This window comes from Arthrobacter sp. B0316-1-20 (assembly GCF_059091865.1).
In genome coordinates this window covers 1-4,488 of sequence record NZ_JBNHHC010000143.1, presented here as the reverse complement: position 1 = coordinate 4,488, position 4,488 = coordinate 1, and the positions used below count along the sequence as shown (strand labels likewise).

Genomic DNA, 4,488 nt, shown 5'->3' with positions numbered 1-4,488 from the left:
GTGGGAGGTGCAGACAGCATTCACTGTCGGTTTTCTTTTCCTGTCTTCTGCAGTGCCGCTTCAGGTTTCGGCTGAAGCAGTCTCTGCCGGGTACTGCACCGGCGCTTTACCGGACGGTGTCTGAACCGGACCTTTAGGTGACGGCCCTGCTGGTCCTCCTCGGTGACCGGCAGCGGGGCCGTCATGAATACAGGCATCGGTGCTGCGGCAGCCGGACGATCCGATCCTGCCTGCCGGGTCCGCCGGCTTCCAGCTGCTGGCCCGCAGGCGCGGGGTATGGCCGGGCGGCCTGCGTGTTGATGGTGTCGCTGCGACCTTGGGAAAAGGCTCGGGACCGCCGAAGATCGCGCATCAGCACTGGTAGTTTTCCTTTCCATGAGGTGTCGGGGGGACACAGGGGGAACCGCCATGACCGAAGACAATGCCGGCCCGCGTACCAGGGTGCTGGTCGTGGAGGACCATACGACCTTCGCCGAGCTGCTGACCGGGGCCCTGGACCGGGAGCCGGACCTGACCAGCATCGGGTACGCGACAACCGTGGCCGCCGGCGTTGCCCTGTTCCTGAAGTCACGGCCGGAGGTGGTGGTCATGGACTACCACCTGCCCGACGGCGACGGCCTGGACGCAGCCCAACAGATCCTGGCCCGGGCACCGGACACCCGGATCGTCATGCTCACCGCCTACCCCTCCGCCGACGCGCTGGAACGGGCCGCGACCCTGGGCGTGTGCGCGTTCCTGCCCAAGGACGGATCGCTGGCCACACTGCTGCAGACCCTGCGCCAGGCCACACCCGGGAACATGATCACCGATCCGGCGCTGCTGGCGCACCTGACCGCCCGCCGGGCCCAGCCCGCCGGACCCCCGGTACCGGATTTGACGCACCGGGAGATGGACGTGCTGCGCCTGATGGCCACCGGCTCCGATGTGCGCACCAACGCCCGCAGGCTGGGCATCTCCACCCAAACCTGCCGCGGCTACACCAAGTCCGTCCTGGCCAAACTCGGCGCCCACTCCCAGCTCGAAGCGGTCGTCACCGCCAGGCAACGGGGCCTGCTGGACCCGCAGCAGTGAGATCAGAACCCGGCCCACCCGGGCCCGACACCACAACAACGGGATCTGAAAGGATCACCATGGCCAGCATGTTCAGCATTAACCCGCCGCTGCGGGACCTGTCCGAACTGCATCCGGGCGATCGGATCGAAGCCCGGCGCAACGGCTTCATCCATTACTTCGGGCAGGTCGACCACACCGTCCCCGACCACGGGATGGTGTGGATCATCGAGGGCGTGGGCGGCCGCCCCAAGCTGCTGCATCACAGCGACTACGATCTGCACCGCACCCGCTGACCGTCCGGAAGTCACCCGGCTCCCGGCCCTGCAGGGAAACCACAGGGCCCGCGCCGTATGCTCGCTGTGTTCTGCGTGGCGCCCTGGCCCTGGCCAGTGCGGCAGGACCGCGAATCCCACCACTTGGGGGTGCAAAGGGGGCTTACATTGCAGCAGTGCGGGCTTTGGCCCTCAGGAAGTCCTGATCGGCCGGGGTGAGCTGCACTTCGCCGTGCCGGTTCTGCCCCATATCGCCGGCGGCCTGATGGATGGCATTGGCGAGTGTGCGGGGCAGGACCACGCATCCCGGGTTCCGCAGCAGCCATTCTTGTGTGCCGGGGTCAAGCAGGTCCCACCACTGCTGAATCGGCAACTGTCCCATAGCGGCTGTTCTCCTGTTCCGTGCCGGATGCAACTGACGGTAATTCCCGAAGCGCCGCGCAGGCCGCAGCGCCCTGCGGCTTTGGGCCGGAGACGGTTCCCCGGCGGCGCTGCGGCAGGTCGGACGGCAAGGGCCTAGACGGTGCGCGTCCGGTCGATCACCGGTGCCGTCGCAGCGCTTTCCCGCACCGCCGTGATGGCCGCGGCCACCTGCGGCATGTGCTCGAAGACCGGAAAAGACGACCGGACGGCCCTCACCGTCGGTCAGCCTGAACCGCAGTTTCCTGTCCCCGTCCCGCACAATCTCGAATCTGCCGGTCATGGTTCTCCCCCAAGGTTCCTCATTGAGCCGTCAGGGCAGGTCAGCGCCGCTGCGGCGGGTGCGAGGCTGCCCGGGCCAGCAACCTACCTGTGACTGCGGTCACCTTACACCCCGGAAGCGGATTATGACGCCGGCACCGGCAGAACCGCCGGCCGGCGCCGGGACCGCCGGGACCGCCGGTGGCCTGTGATTGCCGGTGGGCCCTGTTTTCCCCGGTGCGGCCCGTTCCTGCCTGCTGCCGGGCGCTCCGGTCGTCGGCCGGAAAGTGCGCCGGGCAGGCCCGGATAATCAGGGGCCCGGATCCCGGGATCCGGCCTTATTGTTACGGAAAGGTCACGGCCGCCCTGTACGCGCAGCTGTGTTTTTCCCTACAGTCCGTAGTCAACCGGCCCTCTCAGGGCCGGTACGGTTTCGCATCTTCGGGCAACCAACCATGGGGGAACAATGAAAGATGACTTCACCGCCGGTAATGACGTCCTGCTCAGTGTCGCGCAGGTCGCCGCCCGGCTGCGGGTCTCACGCATGACCGTCTACCGGATGATCCGCAACGCGCGCCTGCCCGCGGTACGGGTCGGACACACCTACCGGATCAGCAGAAACCGGCTGGCCCGGTATCTGGACAACGCCCTGGTCTGCGCTCCCCCGCTCTGACCACAGCCCGGGTCCGGCCACAGCGCAGGCAGCCGGCGGGGAGGGCCTTCCCCGGTACCGGAGGGAACACAAGAACCGCGTCCCGGCGAGTGAGAACCCGGACCTGCCAGTCCCGGATACTCCCGCCGATATCAGCCCCTGCCGGCAAACCGTTCGATACATCGGCACCAATGACAATGTGGTGATCCACCCATGCCAGCCCCAAACACCCCGCAGCGGCCCCGGCACCGGCACGAGCTCCAGCCCCGGCAGGTTTCCCCGGCCGCTGGTGCTGAAGTGCCCTCCTGTCCCGGGTGCGGTCCGATGAGTTCCTTCACTTCCAGGAGTACCTCCCGGCCCGGACCCTGCCGGACCGCCGGCAGGAACCGGCCCACGCCGCCTACATCTGCAGCCGCTGCGGGAGCACCCGTACCCACCGGGTACCGGATACCTGGACACCCCCAACTGGGACTGGTTGGCCTGAAACCGTCGCAGCAACCGGGCTTCCTGTTGCACGGGCTTCCGGTCCCCGTTCCTGCAGGCCCGCCCCGTCCGGATCATCAGGTACCCCAGCTACCCCACACCCGCGCCGGCGGCCAGGTCGATCTGCTCAGCGTCCAGGTCGCGGCCACCGCCCAGCCGGGAACCGGCAGCTGCGCTGCACGGACGGTATCCGCTGCAGCGCTGAGCAGTCAGGCACCTCGGCCGCCCCCGATGCATCCCCTCACCCGTATCCGGGTGCGTCATCCGGGACCCCACCGGCGCCTCATCCGGGCGGACGGTTGCCCTGCGCGCTGCTGCCGGCCCTACGTGCAGGCGCTGTCCGAGCCGCGCAGGAAAAAATACCGCAGGACAGCCGCAAACACCAGCACACACCCGGCAAGAATGAGGACCGCCAGTTCCGAGGCAACACCGAGGATGAGCACAACCGTCCCGGCCAACGCGGCCAGGACCGCCCGGCGCACCGCCCCGGGCGCAGGACCGGCAAACCCCTCGATCAGAATCCGTGCCAGCCTGGGATCCTCGGCGGCCAGTTCACGCTCAAGTTCCGCCAGGCGCCTGTTCTCTTCATACGAAAACACCGGACATCTCCCGCTCCGGTACGGGACCGCCTCAAGCACCCGCAGCCCCGTACTGGCTTGAAACCCTGAAGGTGCTTTTTGCACCTTGTTCCCATTATGGATCCGCGCCCCGACCCCCCGCACCTGCCCGAAACAACCCGGCAAACCCCGGGCCCGCCGGCGTCCCCTCCCGCGGCCGGTTTCCCTGTCCTCGGACCAGCGGCCGGACACGACGGCAGCCGGGATCTGTTTCCGCTGCCGGCCGGCTGGCTCGTATCCCTGAGAAATGACCGCTTCACGGCAGGGAGAACCACAAAATGCTGTACGAGGAATTCTTGGCCCCAGTCCGGGACCGCCCTACCGGCCCACCAGCAGCACGGACGCCGATAACAGCGCATACGACACCTGGAAGCCAGGGCAGAGCATCGCTGAGGGCACCGGTTAGGATGCAGGCAGTGCCGCCCGGCACTGCGGGATGAGGAGGAACATGGCCCACATTCGCTACGGTGACCGCAATTACCACATTCAGGATTCCGATGTTGAAGAGTACCGGCAGAAAATTTTGGAGGCGCTGGGGAAGAATGAGGTAACCGCCTTGGGCGTAAGCGAGCTCATCAACGGAGAACGCTACCCCTCCACCTTGTTCATCTCCCGAGGTGTCCCTCTGAGCGTGCATGAATGGGACACCCACCGGATCTAGACGGCAGGGAAGGGGCGCCCCCCGCCGGGGGCCGCCCGTACCGGCCCCAGGGCCCGCCCCGGGGAACGG

Annotated in this window: 7 protein-coding genes; 4 read left to right on the top strand and 3 right to left on the bottom strand. The window is 67.6% G+C overall.

Annotated features, from left to right (window positions below; translation table 11 throughout):
* Positions 1–408 precede the first annotated feature (408 nt).
* Together AC5RW2_RS40630 and AC5RW2_RS40625 are read left to right on the top strand one after the other, a co-directional pair.
* On the top strand, positions 409–1,071 hold the full coding sequence (locus AC5RW2_RS40630; RefSeq protein WP_494075265.1) for a response regulator: 663 nt from the start codon (positions 409–411) through the stop codon (positions 1,069–1,071).
* A 59-nt stretch (positions 1,072–1,130) separates the two neighbouring features.
* A complete protein-coding gene (locus AC5RW2_RS40625; RefSeq protein ID WP_493986762.1) occupies positions 1,131–1,346 on the top strand; it encodes a hypothetical protein in 216 nt (71 codons plus the stop codon).
* A gap of 142 nt (positions 1,347–1,488) precedes the next feature.
* Here AC5RW2_RS40625 and AC5RW2_RS40620 read toward each other — a convergent pair whose 3' ends face one another.
* Together AC5RW2_RS40620 and AC5RW2_RS40615 are read right to left on the bottom strand one after the other, a co-directional pair.
* Entirely contained in the window at positions 1,489–1,707 is a 219-nt protein-coding gene (locus AC5RW2_RS40620; protein ID WP_493986710.1) for a hypothetical protein, read from the bottom strand.
* Positions 1,708–1,841: 134 nt separating this feature from the next.
* Positions 1,842–1,964 (bottom strand): hypothetical protein, encoded by a 123-nt coding sequence (locus AC5RW2_RS40615; protein ID WP_494002578.1) that lies wholly within the window; start codon positions 1,962–1,964, stop codon positions 1,842–1,844.
* A 508-nt stretch (positions 1,965–2,472) separates the two neighbouring features.
* Between AC5RW2_RS40615 and AC5RW2_RS40610 the strand changes: the two genes are divergently transcribed.
* A complete protein-coding gene (locus AC5RW2_RS40610) occupies positions 2,473–2,679 on the top strand; it encodes a helix-turn-helix domain-containing protein (protein ID WP_494037326.1) in 207 nt (68 codons plus the stop codon).
* A gap of 785 nt (positions 2,680–3,464) precedes the next feature.
* Here AC5RW2_RS40610 and AC5RW2_RS40605 read toward each other — a convergent pair.
* Entirely contained in the window at positions 3,465–3,740 is a 276-nt protein-coding gene (locus AC5RW2_RS40605) for a DUF3040 domain-containing protein (RefSeq protein ID WP_494075264.1), read from the bottom strand.
* Between the two features lie 466 nt (positions 3,741–4,206).
* Here AC5RW2_RS40605 and AC5RW2_RS40600 point away from each other — a divergent pair, with 466 nt between their 5' ends.
* Positions 4,207–4,419 carry a hypothetical protein gene (locus AC5RW2_RS40600; RefSeq protein ID WP_494031324.1) on the top strand — a complete coding sequence of 71 codons (213 nt, stop codon included), beginning with the start codon at positions 4,207–4,209 and terminating at the stop codon, positions 4,417–4,419.
* The last annotated feature ends 69 nt before the right edge of the window (positions 4,420–4,488 follow it).